20 protein-coding genes are annotated in these 25772 nt (G+C 40.5%); 2 read left to right on the top strand and 18 right to left on the bottom strand.

Annotated features, from left to right (window positions below; genetic code table 11):
• Positions 1–106 precede the first annotated feature (106 nt).
• From WDC_RS04120 to WDC_RS04060, 13 genes are all read right to left on the bottom strand, one after another.
• Positions 107–1126 carry a diacylglycerol kinase gene (locus WDC_RS04120; RefSeq protein WP_044010559.1) on the bottom strand — a complete coding sequence of 340 codons (1020 nt, stop codon included), beginning with the start codon at positions 1124–1126 and terminating at the stop codon, positions 107–109.
• A gap of 21 nt (positions 1127–1147) precedes the next feature.
• Positions 1148–2575 carry an Asp-tRNA(Asn)/Glu-tRNA(Gln) amidotransferase subunit GatB gene (gene gatB, locus WDC_RS04115; protein WP_044010558.1) on the bottom strand — a complete coding sequence of 476 codons (1428 nt, stop codon included), beginning with the start codon at positions 2573–2575 and terminating at the stop codon, positions 1148–1150.
• Complete coding sequence (gene gatA, locus WDC_RS04110) at positions 2575–4044, bottom strand: Asp-tRNA(Asn)/Glu-tRNA(Gln) amidotransferase subunit GatA (protein ID WP_044010556.1); 1470 nt, start codon at positions 4042–4044, stop codon at positions 2575–2577. Before gatA ends, gatB begins: the two co-directional genes overlap by 1 nt.
• On the bottom strand, positions 4044–4355 hold the full coding sequence (gene gatC / locus WDC_RS04105) for an Asp-tRNA(Asn)/Glu-tRNA(Gln) amidotransferase subunit GatC (RefSeq protein WP_044010554.1): 312 nt from the start codon (positions 4353–4355) through the stop codon (positions 4044–4046). Before gatC ends, gatA begins: the two co-directional genes overlap by 1 nt.
• Positions 4356–4529: 174 nt before the next feature.
• The gene (locus WDC_RS04100; RefSeq protein WP_044010553.1) at positions 4530–5651 is read right to left on the bottom strand and encodes an NAD(P)-dependent alcohol dehydrogenase; all 1122 of its coding nucleotides are present in this window, start codon (positions 5649–5651) and stop codon (positions 4530–4532) included.
• Positions 5652–5835: 184 nt separating this feature from the next.
• Entirely contained in the window at positions 5836–6285 is a 450-nt protein-coding gene (locus WDC_RS09645; RefSeq protein WP_156126995.1) for a hypothetical protein, read from the bottom strand.
• 21 nt (positions 6286–6306) lie between these two features.
• On the bottom strand, positions 6307–7407 hold the full coding sequence (locus tag WDC_RS04090; RefSeq protein ID WP_404824765.1) for a CamS family sex pheromone protein: 1101 nt from the start codon (positions 7405–7407) through the stop codon (positions 6307–6309).
• A gap of 29 nt (positions 7408–7436) precedes the next feature.
• Entirely contained in the window at positions 7437–9470 is a 2034-nt protein-coding gene (ligA, locus tag WDC_RS04085; protein WP_044010550.1) for an NAD-dependent DNA ligase LigA, read from the bottom strand.
• 283 nt (positions 9471–9753) lie between these two features.
• Positions 9754–11964 (bottom strand): DNA helicase PcrA, encoded by a 2211-nt coding sequence (pcrA, locus tag WDC_RS04080; RefSeq protein ID WP_044010574.1) that lies wholly within the window; start codon positions 11962–11964, stop codon positions 9754–9756.
• Between the two features lie 181 nt (positions 11965–12145).
• On the bottom strand, positions 12146–13297 hold the full coding sequence (locus WDC_RS04075; protein WP_044010549.1) for an ATP-grasp domain-containing protein: 1152 nt from the start codon (positions 13295–13297) through the stop codon (positions 12146–12148).
• A 23-nt stretch (positions 13298–13320) separates the two neighbouring features.
• Positions 13321–13905, bottom strand: coding sequence for a xanthine phosphoribosyltransferase (locus WDC_RS04070; RefSeq protein ID WP_044010548.1), 585 nt, complete (start codon positions 13903–13905; stop codon positions 13321–13323).
• A gap of 14 nt (positions 13906–13919) precedes the next feature.
• Entirely contained in the window at positions 13920–14561 is a 642-nt protein-coding gene (locus WDC_RS04065) for a glycoside hydrolase family 73 protein (protein WP_044010546.1), read from the bottom strand.
• Positions 14562–14679: 118 nt separating this feature from the next.
• Entirely contained in the window at positions 14680–15588 is a 909-nt protein-coding gene (locus tag WDC_RS04060) for a 1,4-dihydroxy-2-naphthoate polyprenyltransferase (RefSeq protein ID WP_044010544.1), read from the bottom strand.
• Positions 15589–15679: 91 nt separating this feature from the next.
• On the opposite strand from WDC_RS04060, the gene WDC_RS04055 reads away from it, so the two are divergent.
• Complete coding sequence (locus tag WDC_RS04055; RefSeq protein ID WP_044010543.1) at positions 15680–16657, top strand: polyprenyl synthetase family protein; 978 nt, start codon at positions 15680–15682, stop codon at positions 16655–16657.
• Between the two features lie 45 nt (positions 16658–16702).
• Here WDC_RS04055 and cydC read toward each other — a convergent pair whose 3' ends face one another.
• The 5 genes from cydC to WDC_RS04030 form a co-directional block, all read right to left on the bottom strand.
• Positions 16703–18448: a thiol reductant ABC exporter subunit CydC gene (gene cydC / locus WDC_RS04050; RefSeq protein ID WP_044010542.1), complete on the bottom strand. Its 1746-nt coding sequence runs from the start codon at positions 18446–18448 to the stop codon at positions 16703–16705.
• Positions 18445–20205 carry a thiol reductant ABC exporter subunit CydD gene (gene cydD, locus WDC_RS04045; RefSeq protein ID WP_044010541.1) on the bottom strand — a complete coding sequence of 587 codons (1761 nt, stop codon included), beginning with the start codon at positions 20203–20205 and terminating at the stop codon, positions 18445–18447. The genes cydC and cydD overlap by 4 nt, the downstream gene beginning before the upstream one ends.
• A 208-nt stretch (positions 20206–20413) precedes the next feature.
• Positions 20414–21430: a cytochrome d ubiquinol oxidase subunit II gene (gene cydB / locus WDC_RS04040; protein WP_044010539.1), complete on the bottom strand. Its 1017-nt coding sequence runs from the start codon at positions 21428–21430 to the stop codon at positions 20414–20416.
• On the bottom strand, positions 21427–22866 hold the full coding sequence (locus WDC_RS04035) for a cytochrome ubiquinol oxidase subunit I (RefSeq protein ID WP_191978641.1): 1440 nt from the start codon (positions 22864–22866) through the stop codon (positions 21427–21429). Before WDC_RS04035 ends, cydB begins: the two co-directional genes overlap by 4 nt.
• Positions 22867–23034: 168 nt before the next feature.
• Positions 23035–24051, bottom strand: a complete 1017-nt coding sequence (locus tag WDC_RS04030; protein WP_044010537.1) for a lipoate--protein ligase — start codon at positions 24049–24051, stop codon at positions 23035–23037.
• 238 nt (positions 24052–24289) lie between these two features.
• Between WDC_RS04030 and WDC_RS04025 the strand changes: the two genes are divergently transcribed.
• Positions 24290–25717 (top strand): APC family permease, encoded by a 1428-nt coding sequence (locus tag WDC_RS04025; RefSeq protein ID WP_044010536.1) that lies wholly within the window; start codon positions 24290–24292, stop codon positions 25715–25717.
• Positions 25718–25772: the final 55 nt, after the last annotated feature.

Genomic DNA, 25772 nt, shown 5'->3' with positions numbered 1-25772 from the left:
CATGTAAACCAAAAAATTCCATCTAAGCAAGCAAATCTAATTTCAAACTGATCTAAAAAAGCAGAACAATAGCAATTCTACCACATTCTGCTCTCTCAAACCTATTTTACTGTTTTTTATCGTCTGTTGTTTCATCTTGTGGTAACTTTTGGACTTCTTTAACGAATTTATCTTCAGCACGACGAACTTCTGGTGAAATACCAGCCACAGCATCATCAGGAATGGCATCCAAATTGGCCACCATTTCAATATGCCGTGCTAAGTTTTCAAACGTCATCGGTGCATCCCCACCGTATTCACCATCCAAATTAATCATCATCCGTTCATCGACTGGTTTAGCCACTAGCTTCGAAGTTTTCCGATAAATAATTTTAGGATCCTCTACGTGCTTGCCACCATTTAAGACAAGCGTCATTAACCGCATCAGTTCAATCAAATTACTCGTTTTCACAATAATCATCGTGAACTTACCATCATCTAATGAAGCATCCGGCACAATCTGCTCAAAGCCACCCACTGAATTAGTGAGTGCCAACAAAAACATTGATGCCTTGCCATGAAATTCACCACCATCATACTTGATATCCATTTGGATCGGTTTGATTCGTGGCAGTAACTCCGCTCCCTTAACAATGTAGGCTAAATAGCCAAATAACGATTTAACTCCTGATGGCACATCATACGTTAACTCCGTTAGTAATCCACCACCCGCAATATTGATAAAGTAGTTTTCACCCGCTTTTCCAATATCCATCATAATGGACTGCTTCTTCAAAATAGTTTTAGCGGCACCAATTGGATCCTCACGTGGAATCCGCAGAGCTCGCGCATAATCATTCGTTGTTCCAGCTGGGATGATTGCCATCTTCGGACGATGACGCAATCCGGCAATACCATTGACAACTTCGTTAATTGTGCCGTCACCGCCAGCAGCAACGATTAAATCAAACTTTTCTTTTGCCACTCGCGTAGCTTCGTCTCTAGCAGAATTGGGTTCTGGAGTCGTAGCGAAGGCACTGGTTTCATATCCAGCCTGTTCATAAATTGCCAAAATATCAACCAAGTCATTTTTCAATGCTTCACGACCAGATGTCGGATTATAAATTATCCGTGCCCGTTTTCGCATACTTGTTTTCCTCCATTCATCCTACTTAGCTTGTAGTGATTTCATTAATAACTGGTTAACCACTTGTGGGTTCGCTTGCCCATGAGTTTGCTTCATGATTTGACCAACTAGATACCCCACAGCACGGTCCTTACCATTTTTAAAGTCCTCAATTGATTGTTCATTATTAGCCAACACTTCATCAATAATTGGTTGTAATTGCGCTGGATCTGATAATTGCACCAGCCCATGTTCCTTCACATAACTACTTGGTTCTTCACCGTTCGTAATTGCTTTGAAGACTTTCTTAGCCATTTTAGTTGAAATGGTACCATCATCAATCAACTTAACCATGCCAGCTAAATTAGCGGGTGTCAACTTAGTATCTTGCAAATCAACTTGATTATCGTTTAGATAGGCATTAACATCACCCATCAGATAATTAGCAGTCATCTTTGCATCCGCACCTTGGGCAACGGCAGCTTCAAAGAAATCTGACATTTCCTTAGTTTGAGTTAAAACCATGGCATCATATTCCTTTAAGCCAAGCTCGTTAACATAACGATCACGACGATTACTTGGCATTTCAGGCATATCTGCTTTGATTTGATCGATCCAGTCATCGCTAATTGCCAAAACAGGTAGATCTGGTTCTGGGAAATAGCGGTAGTCGTCTGATCCTTCCTTAACTCGCATCAGGATCGTTTGACCACTGGTCTCATCATAGCGCCGAGTCTCTTGACCAATAGTACCACCAGACATTAAGACACGTTGTTGGCGTTGTTCTTCAAAAGCCAATCCTTTACGAACATAGTTAAATGAGTTCAAGTTCTTTAATTCTGTTTTAGTACCATATTTATCAGAACCAATTGGTCGAATTGAAATGTTAACATCGACCCGCATTGAACCTTCTTCCATCTTAACGTCAGATACGCCAGTAAACTGAATTCGTTGACGCAACGCTTCCAGATAAGCGTATGCTTCATCAGGTGAAGCAATTTCTGGTTTCGACACAATTTCAATCAACGGTGTTCCTTGACGGTTCAAATCAACGAATGAAAATCCGTTAGGACTGTGAGTATTTTTACCGGCATCTTCTTCAATATGCATTTCTGCAATCCCCATTTTTTTCTTCTCGCCATCAACTTCAATTTCAATCCAACCATCATGTGCTAATGGTGTATCGGATTGTGAAATTTGATAAGCTTTAGGATTGTCTGGGTAAAAATAATTCTTACGATCAAAATGAGGGTGCTGTTCAACTTCTGCATGGAGTGCCAGAGCAGCTTTAATCCCATCTTCGACTACACCTTTGTTCGTTGAAGGTAATACACCAGGATAACCCCAGTCAATCACGTTTGTATTGGCATTAGGCTCTGAACCAAATTGGACTGGTGAAGGGCTAAAAATTTTCGAGTTAGTTTTTAATTCAACGTGGACTTCGAGACCGATTGTTGTTTCAAAATTCATTAGTTTTGGCCTCCTAACTTAGGTGTTTGTTTGTGAAAATCAGTTGACTGTTCAAATGTGTAGGCTGCATTGTACATTGTTTGTTCATCAAATGGCTTACCGATAATTTGTAACCCAACTGGCATGTTATCAGCAAAGCCCGCAGGAATTGACATTCCTGGTAGACCGGCCATATTAACAGGCACAGTCAAAACATCGTTCATGTACATCGCCTTTGGATCAGTAATGTTAGAACCGATCTTGTAGGCCACAGTTGGCCCAGCAGGACCCATTACTAAGTCATGATCTTCGAATACTTTTTCAAAATCTTGCCGAATCAAAGTTCGAATTTGACTGGCTTTGATGAAGTAAGCATCATAAAATCCAGCTGACAACGAGAATGTTCCCAACATAATTCGACGTTTAACTTCGTCGCCAAAGCCTTCAGAACGCGACCGCACATAAACATCTTCCAAATTTTCAACATCTTTAGCACGAACGCCGTAACGAATACCGTCAAACCGTTGTAAGTTTGAGGATGCTTCTGAGGAAGAAATGATGTAATAAGCTGCGACACCGTATTTCGTATTTGGTAATGAAACTTCATCAATAATTGCACCCAAAGATTCATAGTGCTTCAAGGCAGCTTGAATGACTTCTTTGACGTTTTCATCAACACCTTCACCCAAGTATTCCTTAGGAACAGCAATTCGCAGACCCTTTACATTTGTGTCGTCATTTAACTGACTAGCAAAGTTAGGAACCTCTTTGGTAGACGAAGTTAAATCGCGGTCATCGTGACCACTAATCAATGATGTTAATTGAGCATTGTCTTTAACACTACGCGTTAACCAACCAACTTGGTCAAGACTAGAGCCAAAGGCAATAATACCCCAACGCGACACACGACCATAAGTTGGTTTCATACCAACCACACCGTTATAAGAGGCTGGTAGGCGAATTGAACCACCCGTATCAGTTCCTAGTGCCGCTATTACTTCACCGGCCGCTACTGCAGCAGCAGAGCCACCAGAGGAGCCACCAGGCACGCGAGTTAGGTCCCAAGGATTATGAGTTGTTTGAAAGGCTGAATTTTCCGTTGAACCACCCATTGCAAATTCATCAAGGTTTAACTTACCTGCATTGATAAAATTTTGGGCCTTCAACTTTTCGATAACAGTGGCATCATAAATTGGTGTAAAATTACTCAATATTTTAGATGCTGCGGTTGTCTTGATATCCTTAGTAACAATGTTATCTTTAACTCCCAAAGGAATTCCAGCCACTAGTTGGTCAGCTTTAATTCCTTGCTGGTCAACTTCAGCTGCTTGTTTTAGTGCCCCATCTTTATTCAATGTCAAAAATGCTTTGACGTCATCATCGTCAGCCGCAATATTTTCATACGTGGCCTTCGTTAATTCAGTCGAGCTAATTTTTTTATTGACCAAATCATCATGGAGCTTGGTTAAATCAGTATCATAAAAATTCATTACTCGCCATCCCCACTTTCATCGATAATAGCAGGTACCTTAATGTATCCTTCTTCGGTATCTGGCGCATTATTTAACAATGCTTCACGTTGATTGCTATTCACAGCGATATCTTCACGCATTGCATTAACTTGATCAGTAGCTGATGTCATTGGTTTAACATCGGTGGTATCAACCTTATCAATCGTTTCGAATAAGTCGATAATACTTTCTAATTGAGTGGTAAATTTGCCTAGTTGATCATCGTCAAACTGAAGCTTGGCTAGTGAAGCAACGTGTTTAACCTGTTGTTCATCAATTTTGCTTGCCATTCTCATAACCTCTTTCCAAATTGTTGCACTACTTACATCATAACATTGTAGCACAGGCAGCAGTATTTTAGGCATGATTTTCACCGTGTTTAGCATTTTTATCACAAAAAAAACGATAGCACGTGCTATCGCTTTTTCGAATTGAAATTTATAATGTAATTTTTGCTTACCTAGCTATTTACCGGGAACGTAATCTTCATCAATGACCAATACAGGCTTGATTGTTTTTCCGTTAACCGAATCTTCATTAGCTTGATTGATATCATCAAATTTATAAAATTTTTCAGTCTTATCAAATGGGAATTTACCCATTTCAAAGTAGCGAATTAATCGTGGGACATCACGTTGAGGAATGGAATCACCCATGTTGACACCGATAACTTTCTTATCAGCAACACAAAGATCATTCCATGAACTAACTTCAATTAATTGTGGAGTAACAGCGATTAATGCCGCGGTTCCACCAATGGCCAAACCATCAATTGAACCTTGCATAACTGATTTAATTCCAGTCGTATCGACAGCAAAGTCAACACCCAGCCCATCAGTAATCTTCATTAATTCTGCTTGTGTATCCTGCTCTTTACTGTTAATTGTGTCAGTTGCACCACATTCCTTTGCCAATGCCAACCGCTCAGGAACCACGTCAATTGCAATAACACGTGAGCAGCCAACAATGGCGCCAGCCATCATTGCAGCCACCCCAACAGCGCCAGTTCCATAAACAGCAATTGTCGTACCTGCCTGTGGTTTCAATGTATTAAACACAGTACCAGCACCAGTTTCAAAGCCACAGCCTAACGGTCCAAGACGACGTAAGTCTAGACTCTTATCAACCTTGACACAGTTTCGTTCACGAACTGTTGTCGTGGTGGTAAACGACGATTGTGCAAACATATCTGCAACATGGTTCCCAGCTTCAGTAAAGTGATCTTTTCCATCAGCTTTGAAGCCACTTAAATTGTACTTAGCGTAGCTCAAACACTGAGTTGGAATCCCACGCATACAGTTCACACACGTTCCATCAGAATAAAAGGCCATAACAATATGATCGCCTGGTGCAAACTGAGTTACATTAGCGCCCACTTTTTCAACAATACCAGAGCCTTCGTGCCCTAAGATCGTTGGATATGTCCAGCCAGCATCACCTTTACGTAGTGCTTCATCTGAATGACAAATGCCACTAGCAACCATATGAACTTGTAATTCATCTGGTTCTAACGGTGCTAGTTCAACATCATCTTTAATAATAAATTTGTCTCCAACTTTTGGTACAACAGCTGCTTTAATTCGCATCTCAAATCATCTCCATAATTTATATACAAATTAATTACTGAACAAAGCATAATAAATAAGCCGAACAATAATTATTGAATCCGAAATAACTAAATGACTCTGATAAACAACTTTTAAGAAAACGCTTTCTATGACTCTATGGTAGTGCTTTTTTTACAAATATCAAGTAATATAGTGAAAAATGTCACAACAAACTTTTGGAAGTATTATTTAATGCTTTCAATCTTTTACCGGTTCCGTTGAGTGAACCGTAGCCGCTTGTTTTATTGTGGAAACGTGAGAATAAAGCCAGATAGCTAGGGCTAAAATAAATAATCCTCCTACGGCTCGTAGTTCGAACTGGCTCTTTTTCTTTATTGATGAAACGTGTAAAACGACGCAGATGGCTAATGTATAAAGCAAATAATCCTCCTACGTCTCTGCGAACCGGCTCTTTTTCTTTATTGATGAAACGTGTAAAACGACGCAGATGGCTAATGTATAAAGCAAATAATCCTCCTACGGCTCTGCGAACTGGCTCTTTTTCTTTATTGATGAAACGTGTAAAACGACGCAGATGGCTAATGTATAAAGCAAATAATCCTCCTACGGCTCTGCGAACCGTAGGAGGATTATTTGCTTTATACCACGCCATCTTAACGCGTCGTTTTACACTCTAATAGCTTTCGAACACATGACTCGAGAACTTACTTTGGCCCGAATCTCTGTAGACGAATGCTTGCATCTCTGACGATGATTGAATCTTGATGTCGATTGGGATTCCGCTTGGCAGGTATTTGGATGCTGCCTGTGCAATATATTGAGTAAAACTTGTAATTTCGGTTTCACTGTAAAATTGCGTTGTTACCGTAATGTGCATCCCCGACAGATTACCATCTTTGTATTGGGCTTGTGCCGTTACACCACTCAAATTAGGGAAGAACGATTGAACTTGGCTCTTAAAGTTACTAAACGTACTATTATCCGTCTGACCATTACTGTTTGACGTAGTTGAGTCAGACGCCTTTGGGAAGACCTTATTTTCAATATTCAGTTCTTTCCAACTAGACAGCTGATTACCGCTGTTAGATGTGTATTCAAAGAATACTCCCCCAACTAAACTATCATTAGATGCTTGCTTATATAATGCAATCACAATTGGTACATTCTTTAGACCTTTTTTCTGACGTAAGCGCGTCAAAACCTTTTGTGCTGCTTTTTCACCGTAAGCTCTTAAATCAGCGTCACTAATTTTTTGTTTGTATTGAGGGCCATCGGTAGTTTTGCGATAATAATCAACCGAATTAAGACCAATTCCGACTGTGATGCCATGTAACTTCAGATTATCGCCACTTTGCTTCATATAATCTTGTTCTTCGATTTGCTGGACGTAAATTGGATTACGTTTACCGTTAGTTTTACCTTTTTTGGGGTTCAAACCAGTTTTATTACTGCCAGAAACACGACCTAACCAGTTTTCAACTGTACTAGTATTTAAATACTGACCCTCTTGGAAAATATAGCTCTTAGTTGAAAAAACTTTTTTAGAAACATTGGTTAATCCAGTTTCAAAACTTTTCAAATTAAAAGTGTTATCATTTTGCGCCACGTTAACTCCACGCGACTTACTTGTTTGGTACTTGCCGTTTTTAATCACACCTTCGTAGGTGCCACTAGCTGCTGACCCAGTCGTCGTGTACTTTGATGATTTGCTCGAACTTGAACTACTACTGCCAAAACTACATGCAGCCAATACAGTTGTACTGACAACTAACAGTAACGCAGTTCTAATTTTTTTCCATTTCACTATTGAGAATCCTCCTTCATCGCAGCTTGAAATTGTTGTTCATTCCAAACTTCAATTCCAAGTGACTGAGCCTTCGTTAACTTACTACCAGCATCAGTTCCTGCAATGACTAAATTAGTTTTTTTCGATACACTACCAACTACATCAGCACCCTGATTTTCCAACCACTCTTGCGCTTTTGAACGTGTCATTTCAATTAGTTTACCAGTTAACACAACTTTCTGGCCGCTTAAAGGTCCATCTGAAACAGTTTGGACACTACCTAAAAATTCAGTGTTAACCCCTGCATTTTGCAGTTCCGCAATTAATTCATGCACCTGAGTATTGCTAAAGTATGTCACCACACTGTCGCCGATGATAGGACCAATTGTTTCGACACTTGCCACTTCTTCACTACTGGCTGCCATTAAAGCTTCAATTGATTTAAAATTACTTGCAATCAACCTGGCAGCTTTGGCACCCACATGTCGAATTCCTAGTCCGAATAGCAGTCGCTCTAACGAATTATGCCTGCTAGTATCAATTGCTGTCAATAGGTTATCAGCTGATTTTTCACCAAATTTATCTAAAGTTAATAATTGCTCTTTAGTCAGATGATACAAATCGGCCACATCAGTGATCATTTGGCGCTCAAATAATTGTTCCAAAATACGAGGTCCAAGCCCGTCAATATTCATGGCATTTCGTGAGGCAAAATGAGCTAATCCCTCTTTAATTTGCGCAGGACACATTGGATTAATACAACGTAATGCAACCTCATCATCGAGGTGGACAAGTTGTGAATCACATTCCGGACACCTGGTTGGAATAACATATTGTTCACTATCGGTGGGCCGTTTATTTAATTCTACCGTTGATATTTCAGGTATAATGTCACCTGCCTTATGCAAATATACCGTATCACCAATTCGCACATCTTTTTGTCTCAAATAATCAGGATTATGCAATGATGCCCGTGCCACCGTTGTCCCCGCTAATATAACAGGATCCATTACTGCTGTCGGGGTTACCGTTCCCGTACGCCCCACTGTCCACTCAATTTCGCGTAAAACTGTGGTTGCCTCCTCAGGGGGAAACTTATAAGCAATTTCCCAGCGTGGTACTTTCACCGTACTCCCTAATTCTTCTTGCAGGGCCAAGTCATTAACCTTTTCAACGATGCCGTCAATACCGTACTCAAGATCATTTCTTTTGTTGGTGTATTCATCGATGTAAGCTTTAATCTCTTCTTGAGTGGTAACTACCTTGTTATTTAAATTCACGTTAAAGCCCAATTCGCTCAATCGTTCTAACGCAGCACTTTGGGTGGTTACACCCAGTGTTTGAAAATCAGGCACATAATAGATAAACGTACTTAACTCCCGGTTCGCGGTTACCCGCGGATCTAGTTGTCTGAGGCTTCCTGCCGCTGCGTTACGTGGATTAGCAAATACTGGCTGTCCCTGGGCTTCACGTTGCTCATTTAATTTGGCAAATGCCTCTTTAGGCATATAACACTCACCACGAACTTCGATTGTTAACGGTTCTGGCAGAGTTTGCGGCACAGATTTAATTTTTTTAATATTTCTGGTAATGTCCTCACCAATTCGGCCATCACCACGAGTCGAGCCTTGAACAAACTTACCATTCTCATATACTAACGAAATTGCCAAACCATCGATTTTTAGTTCCAAATTGTACTCGGGATTGTCGACCCCATTACGTTGCAGGCGCTCATTGAAATCCATCAATTCAGCGACTGAAAACACGTCCCCCATCGACAGCATCGGATTAGCGTGTTCTACCTTGGCAAAATCCGAGCTGGTAGCTGCGCCCACTTGTTGTGTGGGTGAATCTGGCGATTGCAATTCAGGAAATGCCTGTTCCAATTCGACTAATCGCTGATACGCCCGATCATAGACATAATCTTCAACACTAGGGTTGTCGTTTTCATAATACTCACGACCCCACTGTTCTACTTGCAGACTCAGCTCTTTGACTTCGTGCGTTGCTTGTTCAATTGTTAATTGTGCTACTGGTTTTTGGTTATCCATTGGTTTTTATCTCACTTGGTTTGGTTTTTCGTGTTGTTTGATTAAATGTGCTGCGAAACCCAGCTTCCTATTGTGTAACTCATGCTTATCAATGGCTGCAATTCACAGCCATCAATAATCATGTGTTACGCCACGAAAGCTAATCGAGTTGCTCCACGCCCTGGCTGAAATGTGCTGCACAACCCAGCTCCCTATTGTGTAACTCATGCTTATCAATGGCTACAATTCAAGCCATCAATAATCATGTGTTACACCACGGACGCTAATCGGGTTGCTCCGCACTCTATACTTTTGTTATCGGTGCAAAACTTGCTAGTAGTCGCTTGATTCCCTGTTCTGGAAAGGCGATATCTAATTCCATGTTATCGCCTGCACCCGCAACTTTGACCACTGTTCCCTGACCCCATTTTTTATGGGTCACCTTGTCGCCCGTCTTCCAACTTTCCTTATCTGCACCAGTGCCTGTATTTTTAACCATTGGCACCACTTTACGTTTATATGTGGTTGCCGTTGCATTTTTATGTGCAAACGGTACTGGCCGGCTATCTGGAACGGCAGCTGCATTTTCATTTTCAACATGAATTAAATCCGGATTGATTTCTTCCACAAACCGCGATGCCTGATTATTTTGTCTGCGCCCATACAACATTCTTGAATATGCATTCGACAAATACAACTTGCGTTTAGCCCGGGTAATCCCAACATATGCTAATCGACGCTCCTCTTCAAGCTCATCATCTTCCATGATTGCACGTGAAAGCGGGAAAATCCCCTCTTCCAGCCCCATCAAAAAGACAACTGGAAATTCCAACCCTTTAGCAGCGTGTAACGTCATCAACGTCACGGCCGCAGACTCTTCGTCAACATCATCTTGAGCCGATACTAATGCTAAATCAGCTAGAAAATCCGTCACTTTATTGGCGTTTGATTCAACCTCATCATCTTGGTGTGCATCGTCATATTCTTTAGTCACTGACATGAATTCTTGTAAGTTTTCTTGTCGTGATTGTGATTCCAGGCTTTTGTCAGCCTTTAAGATCGTTAAGTAGCCACTTTTTTCCAAGATTTGTTCGGTTAAATCAGTGACAGATAAATATGCCACCATCTTAGTTAAGTCACCAATTAAATCGCCAAAATCTTCAATTTTATTAAGCGCACGACTGGTTAATTCATTATTAATAGCTATATTATGTGATGCCTCTAGCAATGACCAGCCGTGCTCTCGTGCAAACACTCGTAGTTTATCAACACTGCTTGAACCAATCCCACGCTTAGGTTCGTTAACTACCCGCTCAAAGCTCATTGAGTCATCTGGATTAACTAGCAATGTTAAATATGACAAAACGTCCCTAATTTCCTTACGATCGTAAAACTTGTGGCCACCGACCATTGTATAAGGAACATTGGCTTTCAAAAATGTTTCTTCGATGGTTCGTGACTGGGCGTTAGTCCGGTATAAAACAGCGAAATCATTATAATTTAAATGATGCTCTTTAATTTCTTCATTAATTTTGGACACCACAAAGTGGGCCTCATCATTTTCGTTTTGAGCCCGATAATACGAAATCGGTTCACCAGCGCCATTTTCCGTCCACAGGTTTTTCTTGCGACGATACATATTATTTTCAATTACTTCATTAGCGGCATCCAAAATAGTCTGCGTGGAACGATAATTTTGTTCCAGCATCACCGTTTTGGCATCCGGATAATCATGTTCAAAATTAAGAATATTTTCCATATTCGCACCACGCCAACCATAAATACTCTGGTCGGCATCGCCAACAACACATAAATTCCGAAATTGTTGGGCTAGTAAATTTACTAGTTTGTACTGAGCATCGTTGGTATCTTGGTATTCATCAACATGAATATAATGAAATTTATTCTGATAAAAGCTCAGGGTTGCTGGGTTTTCTTCGAACAATTGAATCGTCAACATGATTAAATCATCAAAATCGACCGCCTGGTTATCCCGTAATCCTCTTTGATACGCCTTGTAAACTTTAGCCGTAGTTTCTTCAAACGAACTATTAGCTTCCTTGGCATAGTCGGCAGGCGTTTGCAATGCGTTTTTAGCATTCGAAATCGCTGCTAACAAAGCTTTAGGATCATATTTTTTTACGTCCACATTCAAATCAATACAAACTCGTTTGAGCAATGTCCGTTGTTCGCCAGTGTCGGCGATCGTAAAGGCCCGATTGTAACCAATTTGCTCAATATCACGCCGTAAAATTCGAACACACAATGCGTGGAACGTTGAAACCCAAACATCGCGCGCCCCTTCGTCCAGTAATTTGCCAACTCGAAGGCGCATTTCTTTAGCCGCTTTATTAGTGAAAGTAATTGCTAACACATTCCATGGATTGACATCTTTTTCCTCAATTAGATAAGCAATTCGGTGAGTCAAAACTCGTGTTTTCCCAGAGCCAGCCCCAGCCATTACCAATAACGGCCCTTCGGTATGCAAAACGGCCTCTTGTTGTTTATCGTTCATTCCTGTTAATAATGTTTGGCGTGCCACGATGCATTCAATCCTCTCTAAATTCAGTCACTGAATATTATAACAAATCCAGCGGCGCAATTGGTTATCTCAGACTAATTTTCTCAAATCACAATAATTAAAAACCAACCACTAGTTGTCAGCGTAATTGCGACAAAATAGTGATTGGTTTTCGTTATTTTTGTTCAGGTAATGTATCGCTGTCCCAAACCTCAGTGTTATCAATTTGTAATTGAAGTTTATCCAGCTCATTGCCGGTTACCAAAACATGACCAACAGCCGTATCATGAGCCCCTAAAGCTGCTTGATAGAATGTAAATTGCCAGTTATCCTTCAACAACCACTGCGTCCGAATATCGTCCATTTGGTTCGGCTGAATTTTCATCATGATCGCAGGTTGTAGCGCCTTAATTGGCTGTAGTGGCACCCCAATAATGGCCCGCAAATGTTGTTCATATTGGTCAACATTGCTAGCTTGATCAAACACATTTGCCTGCGTGGTTAATGCAGGTGTAATCCCTTTAACATATAATGTACCGGTATCCGTTAGATAAAAGCCCAGTTCGAAAATACCCACATATTGTAACGCTTGCGCCACCGAAGTGCCGATTCGCATTATTTCAGTGAGCACATCTTCAGCCAATTGCACCGGTGCAGCGGCTTCAACTAATTTTTGTGCCACTAATTTCATTTCTATCAATGGAAAAGCTTGTGTGTCTTGTTGTCCCTTGACCATTACCAATGAAAATTCATGAGCATGTGGGATGTAAGACTCTAGCACATACGTCCCCGTTTCAAGAAAATCGGCTGCTTTGGCAATATCCGACTGCTTGTTAATTAACATCGAGCGTTCACCAAGACCGCGTTGAATCGGCTTTAAAACGGCCGGATAGCCAATTGAATCAATCGACTGGTACAAGTCATCTAACCCAATTACCGTCACATAGGGTGCTATATTCACGTTAATTTGGTCAAAAAAGGCCCGTTCCAATAATCGATCTTGAATAATTTCCAGCGTTTCTTTGCCCTGAGGAACCCATGCGTATTGACTGATATATTCAACTACTGCTGCATCAACATTGGCGTCCATGTATGTAATTGCATCACATTCCTGAGCAAATTCCTTCAATTTATTGCGGTCAGTTAAAGCACCAGCTACCTTAAAATCGGCTTGTTTCATTGCTGCATCAGTAGCTTGTTGTCCATATGCACCAGCGCGAAAGCCAGCGCGTTGTGCAGTTTGTATTAATCGAGCGCTGTTATAGCCATTACCGATAATGCCCAGCGTTTTACCTGGATATAAGACATGTTTATTTTCTGTGCTCACTATGGTTCACCTCATCTAACCTATTAGTCGTGTTGTTCAGTGACAAACGTGACTTGACCATTCGCCAAAGATTTAATTTTAGCTAGTGACTCTAATCGAATGCCCTGATCCTTTATTTTTTGTGCACCTGGTTGAAAACTTTTTTCAATCACAATTCCAACGCCCTCAACTTTGAGATCAGCTTGGTTGGCAATTTCCAATAGGCCAAAAACAGCTTGGCCATTAGCCAAAAAATCATCGATAATTAACACATGATCATCTGCTGAAATATATTTTTTTGATACTGTAATTTTATTTTGCGTTTGCTTAGTAAACGACTTTACATCAGCCGTATAGAGATCATCAGTTAATGTTAAACTTTTATGTTTACGGGCAAAAATCACAGGCACATGTAGTTGTAAGCCTGTCATTACTGCTGGAGCAATACCAGACGACTCAACCGTTAGGATCTTGGTGATTTGATTGTCCGCAAATAGATGGGCAAATCGTTGTCCAATTGCAAACATCAGGTCTGGATCCACCTGGTGATTCAAAAATTGATCCACTTTGAGTACATCACCAGACAAAACCACACCATCAGATTTAATTCGTTGTTCCAATTCTCTCATTGTTTTTCCCCTACCTAGTTGACTTGGTCATATTTATTTAAATGGTACGTTTGAATTACTTTAATCAATTTAGAAGCATAGTTAGGGTCCGTGGCGTAACCTGCTTCCTGTAATGCTTTAGCTGCGTCAGTGTAATTGGTGGCCTTAATCACGTTAGCATACTTGGCCTGATCATCCGTAGTACCGTTAACCATCAGCATCGTGTGTGCCTGAATTGAGGCGGACCAACTTGAATACACTTGAAAACGACCATGAATCACAATCCAGCTGCCATTTTCATATTCCTTAGTATTAAGTACTTGGCTGTTAGTCGTTGATGAACTCTTTACACCAAATAGATTATAATATTTCGCTGCTAATGTCGAGCTGCCCCAGTCTGACTCTAGAATTGCCTGGGCCATCGTAATTGAAGCTAACACGTTGTGTTCTTTCATCATTGTCTGTGATTCTGGTGCAATTTGTTTAATAAACAATTTTTTGGCATTTGCTTGTCTATGAACAATTTGTTGTCGCTCACGTAATTGGTGCAATTGGTCAACGCTGTATCCTGCAAGTGCGATTATTAAAATTAGAACAACTAAATTTAACCACCGAATATGGCCACGTTTGAACAAAAAATTTGTCCATTTTTTCCTTCTTTTTCGTTTCCGCGCCAACCAGTTTCACACTCCCATTTTCTTAGCTACATCAACAACCACCCTACAGATGCTATTCAGGTCATTTTACACTGTTAATACACACAATGAACAATAATCGCTACGATTTAGGGCTTCCTTAAAGATTGAACCAAATACCCAGCCCCATTGCGATCGCAAAACACATCGTAATCACAACTGAATTTTTCACTGACAAAACGAATGTTTCACGTTTGACCTGATTATGAAAGAAGATATGAACATTATGCCATACATACGGGATGCTGAGCAGGGTTAACAAAGATAATCGTGGTAAAATTCCAATTAAAATCGCGGCAATTAAACAAACATATCCGGCCACATAGCTTAGAGCAAAAACACGTAGCATAACAGCTTTACCAAAGAAAAAAACGGCAGTCCTCCGATTGTTTCTCCGGTCCTCTTGTTCATCACAAATATTGTTGGCCAACATGATATTTGAAATAGCAAAAATGGCAATGCCAGAAGCTAATAGTACCCGCCAGATGAAACTGGCAGTTAGACTTTCTACATTGTAAATATTTAAAAAAGTGGCAATTAAAAAAATAATAAATCCCATCGTAAAACCTGAAAAAAGTTCGCCAAACGGTGTATTGGAGATTGGCAGCGGTCCAGCGGCATAAAAATAACCAACGGCAAAGCTAAATAAACCGAGCCATAACAACGGCCAACCGACCTGTGTAACCAGATAAACACCAATCAAAGCTGCTATACCTGCCAGACTAAACGTAATTGCCTTCACAGTTGTAATTGAAATGTGATTAACTCCGACCACATTTGTTTTGGATTTAAACTCAGCCTCGTCATTAGAACGCACAAAGTCGTGATAGTTATCATTAGCATTCACTGCCATTTGTAATACATTGGCTGCAATGAAAAATAAGATCATATTGCCAACGTGAATCAAATGGTAGTTATAGTAGGCGTACATAATCCCTAAAACAAACGGAAAAACGGATGCAATCAGCGATTGAATCTCAACAAATTCTAAAAATACTTTGGGCTTCAAAATTAAGCTCCTCCAGACAATAAATAAGATTGACAAGGCTTACAGTTATTTGTATCGTTAAAGATATAAATTCTCACTTTGGGGTAACAAAATGGCACATTCAATTTGGAAAGATTTTCCAACTACCGCGCTTAAACTTGATGAACTTAAACAATATATGTTCAGTTTGGTGGCGCTAAAAAACAAACCTATTCAAACAAAGATTTTAGAGCTTATTGGGGCTGGTGGCAAGCTTTTGCGACCAGGATATTTCTATTTATTCAGTTCTTTGGGACCCAATCAAGACGCGACTAAATTGCAAGCTGGCGCTGCTGCATTGGAATTACTCCATGTGGCAACCCTTATTCATGATGATGTAGTTGATGATTCGCCATTACGCCGCAACGTTGCCACCATCCACACTGTATATGGGCAAAAAAACGCCATTTATGCCGGTGATTTCTTATTTACACTGTACTTTAAGCAAGTGATTCAATCGGCCAGCAACATGCAAGATATTGCCGCTAATGCTGACATCATGCATGCCATCCTAGATGGTGAACTGAATCAAATGCAGCTTAACTATAATCAAAAAACAACTGTCGAACAGTACCTAACGGAGATTGAAGGCAAAACAGCCAAATTATTTGAATTGGCTTGCTCACAAGGTGCTCGACTAAGTGGTAGCGATGCCGCTACAATCGCAATTGCCCACCAAATTGGTAAAAAAATTGGTTTAGCATACCAAATTCGTGACGACGTACTCGATTATACTGGCAATAAAAAGAAAACCTTAAAGCCAACCTTAGAAGATGTTCGCCAAGGTGTTTATACACTACCCTTGATTCTTTCGTTAGAAACGGATCGCAGTAGACTAAAACATTTATTAAATCAAAAAAACAAGATGACTGCTGCTGATGCCAAAGGAATCCAACAAATTGTTATTGAAACTGGTGGCACCGACAGAGCAACTGAGCTAGCAGATCAACTGACAAATGAAGCACTGACACTAATCAAACAATTACCAAAAAAATCAGTCCAGACACCATTGATTGATTTGACACAATTGCTGTTACGGCGCAATCAATAAGAAAAATGAGACTCATGACAAAAAATCATGAGTCTCATTTTACATTTAGTCAGTTGCGTTACCTACGCCACGATCCATTTCATACAGTTGTTTGAACCTGACATTATTTTGATACAATTCTTTAGGCGTGCCGCTCATGTCAAATTGTCCATGTTCAATGAAGCGCACTTGATCGACATAATTAATGCCAACCAAATGGTGAGTAACCCAAATCACCGTCTTATCTTGCAGCACTCTAAAAATAGTTTTTAGTAAGTGCCGTTCAGTAATCGGATCTAGTGACACGGTTGGTTCGTCTAAAATAATAATTGGCGCATCCTGTAATAAAATTCGAGCCAGTGCGAGGCGTTGTTGTTCTCCGCCAGAAAAGCGAGAACCCGCCTCTTGCACTTGTGTCTGCAAGCCAGCCGGTAAACTGGCAATCAATGGCGTTAGTTCCAACTCATCAAGAACCGCTTGGACCTGTTGGGTTGTAGCTGCTAGATTACCTAACCGAATATTATTCAAAATCGAAGTGTCAAATAAATATGGCTGCTGGTCTAACACACCAAATAAGTTGGCACGTTCATTTTGTAATTGACTGATATCTATTCCATTAATTTTAATTGACCCACTTGTGGGCACCGCATCCCCTAATATCAACTTCAACAACGTACTCTTACCAGTACCACTCGGTCCTAATAGACCGATTTTTTCACCAGCATGAATCTGCATATTAAGTTGATTTAAAACTAATTGATTGCCATCATCGTACTTGAAATCGACATGGTCAATTGTTAATTCCTGCACTGGCTTTTGCAGAGCTATTTGTTCAGTCGTCTGTGGCTGATCAGCGTTTGGCAACTCATTAACACGTTTGATTGATTCACGGTAAGTCGGCCACTCGCTGACCCCCTGAGCAATATTAGTAAAGGTCTGATCTAGTGGAAATATGCATAGTACAAAGGCCGCAATCCAGTTGGCAGCATTTTGACTATCCGTCATTGTTTTGCCCGCCCACACTAGTGTTGCAATGGCGATCACACCAATGACAATTTGGCTTAGCCAGTCTCGGTACCATTGAAAGTTCTTGTCTTTGCGCCGGAGTTCAAAAATCTGATTGCTTGAGTCTAAATGCTGGTGCATGAAATCTGCTCGCCGTCCCGAAATCAGCCAGTCACTTAGGCCCAAGACTGAATCCGTCAGTTTAGTGTAGAGTCCTTGCTGAATTTGTTTTTGTTTAAACTCATTGGCCCCGTTCACTAACACTGATACCAGTGGCATAATAAACATCAAAATTCCGATCAACATCACCATTAATAAGGCAAACGGCCAATTAATCACACTGAGACCAGCAATAATAAATACATAGACTAAAATTCCAGTCACAATTGGAAACACAGTGGTTAAATACAGATTTTCAATGTGCTCAATATCATCAGCTAATAACGTCAACAAACTACCAGTTTGGTGTTTTTGCCGAATCGCAACCGCAGTTTTTTCAACCGAATCATACAATTTCTTACGAAAATTGGACACAATTCGCAACACCCAATTGTGGGCAGACAAACGTTCAGTATAACGAAACACTGGTCGTGCAATCCCAAAGGCTCTGGTTAATACAATAGCTGGATAAACCAATAAAATATTAAATGGGTGGGTAGCACACTTACTAATCAAATAACCCGATGTGAACATTAATGCAGAACCACTAAATAATGTTAAAAAGCCAAGCACGAGGACTAAAGTCAAAAGTGATTTATACTTTCGTAAATACGGCATCACCCAAGTATCATTTTTCAAAACATTCATTGCTGGCCACCTCCCATGTCACTAACTAATTGCGCATATGGTCCGGCTTGTTGACCCAATTTGGTTGGTGTTCCTTGCTGAACTATTTTTCCTTGATCCAACACCAAAACATAATCCATTTGATTCAGCCAGTGGAGCCGATGGGTTGCAAAGAAAACCAAATGATTAGCAAAAATTGGCATCATGGATTTCTTTAATTCAGCCTCGGTCTCAATATCCAAATGGGCGGTTGGCTCATCGAACAACAGTATTTTCCGTTGCTGGTCTAAGAATGCACGAGCTAATGCAATTCGTTGCGCCTGACCACCACTAACACCTCGATTACCTTCACCGATCTTCGTCTGCATCCCGTCAGGCAATCCATGCAGCCAGTCATTCAGACCGGCTGCCTGAACTGCTTGTTCAACTTCTTTGGTGCTGGTCTTAGGTGAATAGAACCGAATGTTATTTTCAATTGTATCGTGAAATAGATATGGTGATTGAGGAATATACAAAAAGTTTTTCTTCCAATTAGTTTGCGCCAAATGTGGTAACACTTGTCCATTTATTTTGATGGTGCCCTGATCATTTTGGGGAGTTAAAAAACCACTTAAAGTATCAATCAGGGTCGTTTTTCCAGACCCTGATTTACCAATTAAACCGATTTTTTGATAGCCGCGTACTGAGAAACTAATATCATGCAGTGTTGCATCGCTTAATTGGTTTGGATCTCGATCAACATTCTGGTACGAAACACTAATATTTTCAAACGATAATTCATCATCTGATTGCCAACCCTGCGGTAATTGCCCGAGTGCGTCTTCATCTTTAGCTTCAGGTAAATCTAAGACCGCAAAAATAGCGGTCATTGCATTTTTGCCATTAAGCGTAGCATGATAATCATTGGCAAAATTTCTGATTGGCAAAAAATACTCAGGTGACAAAATCAGCATAATTAACGCTGGTAGTAGCGCAATACTACCTTTGATTAAACCGAGTCCAAGAAAGACTGCCACAACCGCAATGGAGAGTGTGGTGAAAAAATCAAGTGCAAAGGTTGACAGGACAGCAATCGTCAACACTGATAAAGTTTGCTTCCGATAATCTTCGCTCACCGTAAAGACATTGTCAGCGTACTTTTTTGATAAGCCAAGTTGTTTTAAGGTAGGCAATCCTCGCAGTGTGTCAACAAAGTTATTTGAAAGGCGCTGATAACCGGCATATTGCTGGTCAGCCTTTGCCTGGGCCGCAAAGCCTAAAATAATCATAAACAAAATAATAATCGGGTAGATCAGCAGTAAAAATACTGACTCCTGCCAACGAATGAAAAATAGGTACACTAGTAGAATCCACGGAATGACCATCATATCAAAAACTTTGATAAACACTAATTGCAGGTAATTTTGAATTTGATCAATTCCATCGACTGCCATTGTCACTAAACTACCAGTTCCCTTGGCAGTGGTTGCCTGGGGTCCGATTTTAAATAATTTAGCCATCAACTGTGACCGCAGTGACTGAGCCGTGTGGTTAACAAAAGGTGCCACTACCCGGTTTTTGAGCATTGTCAAAGTATGGCGAAGCAAAAAAACGACCGCAAATAAGATTGTGGTCGTCGTAATGTTCGTCAACGGTTGCCGTTTCCAAAGACCAACGATACTCTCAGCCAGAAATTTCCCTTGAAACAAAATCATAAATCCCTGAATAAATACCAATAACCCCAAAATACCAACGATCTTTTTGGCGCCAGGTAAATTGAAGATTCGCCGATCAATCATAAACTTGCACCCCTTTTTAGACATTCCGTAATTTATAAGTTGTGGTGACCACAACCGGTTCCATTTTCTTATTTACAAACGTTAAATGCAAAAACGTGGAAAAAAAGGCAGATTCTCTTCGATATCCGGATTACTACTCGCTAAAGTGGTTAGTAATGCGGACATTGGAGTACTCTCAGAATCTAGACACCCTTTTTTCCACTCTATTTTACTCAGCGTGCGACACGCCCTTAGTTTGGATCCGTTTTCTAAATACCCAATAACTCCAGATAAAGTATACCAGAACAATTGGCAAAATTGATAGGGTCACAATCGTCATAATATGCAAGGTGTACGGCGATGACGACGCATCAGCTGCTAAAATACTGAATTTAGGATTGTTGGCAATCATTACCCGTGGATAGAGGCCATTAAACAACAGCACCACCACCCCAACAAGGGTTAACCCAGTTGAAAAGAAGGATAATTTTTCGTGATCCATCAATGTTCCAACGTGATCAATTACTGATAAAGCAACAATTGCTACTAAAATCAAGAGGGTTGATAATGGTTTGTCAGTAAAGAAGTCTGTGTAAACATATACCAAGATGGCAAACACAACTTCTCCAGCATATAACACCCAATATAGCGGCTTCGAATAAGCTAAAGCGCGCTGGCGCAATTCACCAGTCGTTTTCAATCGAATGAAGTTCAGTCCATGTAACAAGCATAGTAGTGCTACAGCCACACCACCAACAATGGAGAACCAATTAACGTAATCAGTGAAGCTAGCAGAGATATCACCAGCCTTGTCAATTGGCATTCCCTTAACCATGGCTGTAAATAACATTCCTAATAAGAATGGCGCACAAAAGCTTCCAATTGAAGCTGCCCATTCCCATATATTACGGCCACTGTCAGTATGCATTCTTGAGCGAAATTCAAATGACACGCCTCGAAAAATCAAGGCAATCAACACAAACAATAAAATTAGATAAAAGCCTGAAAATAGTGAAGCATACCACATTGGAAATGAAGCAAATAACGCACCACCAGCTGTGATGAGCCACACTTCGTTGCCATCCCAGTGTGGACCAATACTACTAATTAAACTATCACGTTCTGCTTCATTCTTGGCTAGTCCTTTAATGGACATACCAACACCAAAATCAAATCCTTCCAAAAAGAAGAAAATGCTAAACAGTAATCCGATAATTAAAAACCAGAAGTTTTGTGTCATACTCATTTTGAAAATGCCTCCTTAGCATATGGATCAATTACAGCTTGATCAAGTGAGGCTAAGTCGTCTGGTCCCTTGCGCAATTCGCGATGTGCTAACCAAATCATCACAAGGCCTAAACAACAGAAGACGGCAAAGTATAAAATATTAGACGTTAATAATGACGCCACAGAAACATTTGGCGAAACAGCATCGGCAATGGTCAACAGTCCGTAAACGACCCACGGATTCCGCCCAAATTCTGTGATTAGCCAACCAGCGGTATTCGCAGCAAACGGTAGCCACATTGTTAGTCCCAATACATATAAGAACCACCGCTGATTCAAAATTGATTCTGATGATTTACGATTCATCCACAAACCAACAATTGAAACTAATGCAAACCACCCACCTGAAATCGCCATAACACGGAAGCTCCAGAATAATGTTTTAGTTGGAACATAGTAATTAACTGACTTGCCAAACTGCTTGTCATACTTAGCGTGTAAAGTCTTGTTAACCTCATTCATTCCTTTAACGGCACCAGTTGTTTTATGATATGTCAACATCGATAGTGCATATGGCACATCTAGTGACCATTTTGTCTTATGGTTAGTAGTGTCTAAGCCAGCAATTGCCGACCACGGAGCACTCTTACCAGTAGTTTTGTAAACACCTTCCATTGCAGCAAACTTCATTTGTTGTTCATTGGAAACATATCGGGTTTGCAAATCACCAGCAGCAATCACACCAATTGAGGCAATTAAACCAACAATCAAACTAACCTTGATTGATTTACGCCAAAAATCAGTAAATTTAGTCTTATTACGTAATAATGCCCAGGCAGACATCCCAGCAATCACAATTGCAGCCGTTACCCACGCACCAAAAATAACGTGTGGAAATTCCATCTTTAATTGATAGTTATTGATCACATCAAAGAAGCTAACCATATTTGCCCGGCCGGTCTTTGGATCGATCATGTAACCAACTGGATTTTGCATGAAACTATTAGCAGCCAAGATCCACAGTGCTGATAACATGGTTCCAAATGAAACTAACCAGATCATCAAGCAGTGTAGCCAAGCAGGAAAACGATCCCACGTAAAAATCCATAAACCAATAAATGTTGATTCCATGAAGAATGCAGCCAAAGCTTCAATCGCTAACGGCGCCCCAAAAATGTCCCCCATGAATCTCGAGTAGACCGACCAGTTCATTCCAAATTGAAATTCTTGGATTAATCCAGTCACTACCCCAACTGCAAAACTCAATAGAAAAATCCGACCCCAAAAAATAGTCATCTGTTTATAGACGTCATTTTTTTTGATCACATATAATAATTCCATGATCGCGACAATAAAACCGAGGCCAATTGAAAATGGCACAAAAAAGAAATGAAAAATAGTTGTCATCGCAAATTGCCAACGCGCAAGAAAAACGATACTAATTCCGCTGCTCAACATTCAATACCCCTCCTTTAATAATTGCAAAAGCTTGCCCAAATAAATAACCTATTCCTTGATAAGTAACTTATCTATCCGCTTACATTATATCGACTGATAAATGATTTGACAATAGCTAGTTACTAATTACACAAAATTATTTTGCTACTACAACGACTAATCAATTTAAGAACCCTGTGCTATCAATAGATTCACCAATTTTATCGCACTAATCTTCCCAAAATAAAAGGATACATTTATTTCGTCAAAAATTGCTTTGATTGCCTGCCGTTCAAATCGTACACCAATCAGTTGTTTTTCAACGTCATGAATGGGTCCCTGGCCAAAGAAATCTCCATAAATTTTGATCTGTGCAATCTTACCGTTTTCAACATTCAAGCGATAATCGACTGTTCCAGCATCAAAATGGGCCCGATGCTGCAATTCAAATGCCGGTGACTTGCCATAAACCCAATCCCAATTATGATAATACTGATCCAATAAGGCTTGCACACCGTGCCTCGTTGTTTCATCAATCAAGTATCGCTTAGCCTGCTTTAAATCAGCCAGTGCCAAAATCTGTTGTGCCAAAGCATCCCGAAATTGTTGAATGGTTAATTGCTGAAATTGTGGCTCAAAATACGGTTTTAAATTGGTTACCCGGCTATGAACAGATTTAATTCCCTTCGATGCAATTTTATCCTGTGGCACATTCAAAGCATGCTCGATTTGAGTTAAATCAACATCGTACATTAAAGTACCATGGGCAAACAAACGGCCATCTTGTGCATGCATCGCATTGCCTGAAAACTTCTTACCATCAATTTGTAAATCATTGCGGCCACTCAGTTGAGCCCCAGTAGCACCCATTTTGTGCAGTGCTTCTAGCACGGGCTCAGTAAAGCGACCAAAGTTGCCAACTGAATCCCCGTCATCCTTGGTAATAAAGCTAAAACTGACGTTACCGAGGTCATCAAAAACAGCCCCACCACCTGATGTTCGCCGGGTGATGATAATATTGTGGTCTTGCACATATTGTTGATTGATTTCTTCGTAGGCGTTTTGATAACGCCCTAAAATAATACATGGCGAATTAATGTAAAAATATAAAATTGGTTCACTCAAATCTGCATGTTCCATTAAATAGGTTTCTAATGCTAAATTATAACGAATATCTGTACTATCACTAGTTAAATATTTCAATGTGACCACCTCATCATAATGATATCGCATTCATGCTTGAAGTGCGAGGTGTTGAGCCAATTTCATGGCTTTTTTAGCCAACGAAATAATTGACCGGTCCTGAAAATTCTGTTAAAATTTTATTTGCATTTCATTAAAGGACACTCACAGAATTTTAATTTATATCATAAACTTGGTAAGCAACAAATTCCGATTGAATACATATCTAATCGTGATGCAAGATAATTAGGAGGAAGTAATGGCCAGTTTTAAAGAAAAGATTTTCCGCAAAGAAGATCCGAATGTTTATCAAGATAAGGATGCTCATTTAGTAAGAACACTTCGCGTTCGTGATTTTTTGGCACTTGGTGTCGGTACAATCGTCTCAACTTCAATTTTTACTCTTCCCGGCGTAGTTGCTGCAGAGCATGCTGGCCCGGCAGTGGCACTATCATTTTTAGTGGCAGCTGTAGTTGCTGGTTTAGTGGCCTTTGCATACGCAGAAATGGCTTCGGCCATGCCATTTGCTGGTTCTGCCTATTCATGGATTAATGTCATTTTCGGTGAATTCTTCGGCTGGATTGCAGGCTGGGCACTGTTAGCCGAGTATTTTATTGCCGTTGCCTTTGTCGGTTCTGGATTATCTGCTAATTTTCGCGGTTTAATTGAGCCGCTGGGAGTTGTTTTTCCTAAATACTTAGCAAATGCTTTTGGTAGTGATGGCGGTGTAATTGATATTGTCGCCGCAATCGTCATGATTTTGGTGGCGTTACTGCTGTCACGCGGAATTTCGTCAGCGGCGCGGGTCGAAAATATTTTGGTGGTATTAAAAGTGTTAGCCGTCATCTTATTCTTGATTGTCGGTGCCACTGCCATTCGTTTCAGTAATTATTTACCGTTTATCCCAGCTTATCACGCTAATGCTGATGGTAGTGCGTTTGGTGGTTGGCAGGGAATTTATGCTGGGGTTTCAATGATTTTCCTAGCATACATTGGTTTTGATTCCATTGCTGCTAACTCTGCTGAAGCAATTAACCCACAAAAAACAATGCCTCGTGGAATTTTAGGTTCGCTGTTAATCGCGGTTGTACTGTTCGTTGCGGTGGCATTAGTGCTTGTTGGTATGTTCAAATATTCTGACTACGCTAATAATGCTGAGCCCGTTGGTTGGGCATTGCGTCAAAGCGGCCACGAAGCGATTGCCACAATTGTACAGGCAATTGCAGTCATTGGTATGTTTACTGCTTTAATTGGCATGATGTTAGCAGGGTCGCGGCTCCTCTATTCATTCGGTCGTGACGGTATGCTACCGAAATGGTTAGGTAAGTTAGATAGCAAAAAACGCCCTAATCATTCACTGATTTTATTAACAGTAATTGGCGTTTTAATCGGTTCATTATTCCCATTCGCCTTTCTTGCCCAGTTAATTTCAGCGGGGACCTTGATTGCATTTATGTTCGTTTCACTCGGCATTTATGGTCTACGGCCACGCGAAGGAAAAGACATTCCTAAGCCAGCCTTCAGAATGCCTTTTTATCCTATCATGCCAACCTTGGCTTTCATTGGAACTTTGATTGTTTTTTGGGGATTAAGTATTGACGCCAAAATCTACGCCGGTGTCTGGTTCTTAATTGGATTGGTGATTTATTTCAGTTACGGAACGAGACATTCTTACCTGGAGAAATAACTTCAGAGTGTGAATCAAGCCGTTAAGATGTCGTAGACTAAGTCAAAAAGAGCGG

Origin of the sequence: Paucilactobacillus wasatchensis, from assembly GCF_000876205.1 — a bacterium.
Lineage (GTDB): Bacteria > Bacillota > Bacilli > Lactobacillales > Lactobacillaceae > Paucilactobacillus > Paucilactobacillus wasatchensis.
This window is presented reverse-complemented; position numbering and strand designations above follow the sequence as displayed.

What these genes read in the sequence shown, in the direction of transcription:
- cydB (WP_044010539.1), bottom strand. Translation starts at nt 21,430, where the DNA reads ATGAGTATGACACAAAACTTCTGGTTTTTAATTATCGGATTACTGTTT.
- cydC (WP_044010542.1), bottom strand. Translation starts at nt 18,448, where the DNA reads ATGAATGTTTTGAAAAATGATACTTGGGTGATGCCGTATTTACGAAAG.
- WDC_RS04070 (WP_044010548.1), bottom strand. Translation starts at nt 13,905, where the DNA reads ATGAGAGAATTGGAACAACGAATTAAATCTGATGGTGTGGTTTTGTCT.
- gatB (WP_044010558.1), bottom strand. Translation starts at nt 2,575, where the DNA reads ATGAATTTTGAAACAACAATCGGTCTCGAAGTCCACGTTGAATTAAAA.
- WDC_RS04100 (WP_044010553.1), bottom strand. Translation starts at nt 5,651, where the DNA reads ATGCGAATTAAAGCAGCTGTTGTACCAAAAGTTGGAGACAAATTTATT.
- WDC_RS04055 (WP_044010543.1), top strand. Translation starts at nt 15,680, where the DNA reads ATGGCACATTCAATTTGGAAAGATTTTCCAACTACCGCGCTTAAACTT.
- pcrA (WP_044010574.1), bottom strand. Translation starts at nt 11,964, where the DNA reads ATGAACGATAAACAACAAGAGGCCGTTTTGCATACCGAAGGGCCGTTA.
- WDC_RS04120 (WP_044010559.1), bottom strand. Translation starts at nt 1,126, where the DNA reads ATGCGAAAACGGGCACGGATAATTTATAATCCGACATCTGGTCGTGAA.
- WDC_RS09645 (WP_156126995.1), bottom strand. Translation starts at nt 6,285, where the DNA reads ATGGCGTGGTATAAAGCAAATAATCCTCCTACGGTTCGCAGAGCCGTA.
- WDC_RS04025 (WP_044010536.1), top strand. Translation starts at nt 24,290, where the DNA reads ATGGCCAGTTTTAAAGAAAAGATTTTCCGCAAAGAAGATCCGAATGTT.
- gatC (WP_044010554.1), bottom strand. Translation starts at nt 4,355, where the DNA reads ATGGCAAGCAAAATTGATGAACAACAGGTTAAACACGTTGCTTCACTA.
- ligA (WP_044010550.1), bottom strand. Translation starts at nt 9,470, where the DNA reads ATGGATAACCAAAAACCAGTAGCACAATTAACAATTGAACAAGCAACG.
- cydD (WP_044010541.1), bottom strand. Translation starts at nt 20,205, where the DNA reads ATGATTGATCGGCGAATCTTCAATTTACCTGGCGCCAAAAAGATCGTT.
- gatA (WP_044010556.1), bottom strand. Translation starts at nt 4,044, where the DNA reads ATGAATTTTTATGATACTGATTTAACCAAGCTCCATGATGATTTGGTC.